Genomic DNA, 747 nt, shown 5'->3' with positions numbered 1-747 from the left:
CTTAGATGTTTCAGTTCCCCTCGTTCGCCTCGCAACACTATGTATTCATGTTGCGATAACAGCTTATGCTGCTGGGTTCCCCCATTCGGACATCGTTAGCTCAAATGCTTGTTACTAGCTCGCCAACGCTTTTCGCAAGTTACTACGTCCTTCATCGCCTCTGACTGCCAAGGCATCCACCGTATACGCTTAGTCGCTTAACCATACAACCCAAATGAGTTTCACTCAYCTGCGCCGCATTGCGACCAGCTTGGTTTTACTTGTCTCACTTCTGACCAAAGAAGTGGACGCGCCTTAGACGTAAACTATTCAATAAAGAATAATTTACTWTTGAATATTCAAGACACTTAATAAAGTGTTTGAGAACTCATGTTCAATGCTTTCGCATTAAACGTTTTGTAATTAATCACATGACAGACTCATGCAATTAAATACTATCAGCTTTCCAAATTGTTAAAGAACAATGCGTACCGGCTCGCGGCGCATTTAGCTCTGACTTCTCCTAAGAGAAGATAAACAAGCAATCTGTGTGAACACTCAACAAACATTAAGTTAGTCGTATAGGTAAGGAGGTGATCCAGCCCCAGGTTCCCCTAGGGCTACCTTGTTACGACTTCACCCCAGTCATGAACCACAAAGTGGTGAGCGCCCCCCCGAAGGTTAAGCTACCCACTTCTTTTGCAGCCCACTCCCATGGTGTGACGGGCGGTGTGTACAAGGCCCGGGAACGTATTCACCGTGGCATTC

The 747-nt window shown here is 45.8% G+C and carries 2 rRNA genes; both read right to left on the bottom strand.

The window, feature by feature from the left end:
* Window positions 1–203: ribosomal RNA gene (locus L5L91_RS22565) — 23S ribosomal RNA — on the bottom strand; the annotation flags it as partial.
* A 362-nt stretch (window positions 204–565) separates the two neighbouring features.
* Window positions 566–747: ribosomal RNA gene (locus tag L5L91_RS22560) — 16S ribosomal RNA — on the bottom strand; the annotation flags it as partial.

It is taken from the genome of Shewanella sp. SM55, from assembly GCF_025654025.1.
In the GTDB taxonomy this organism is placed as follows: Bacteria; Pseudomonadota; Gammaproteobacteria; order Enterobacterales; family Shewanellaceae; genus Shewanella; species Shewanella oncorhynchi.
The sequence above is the reverse complement of the archived record's forward strand: the minus strand, read 5'-3'. Positions and strand labels throughout refer to the sequence as shown.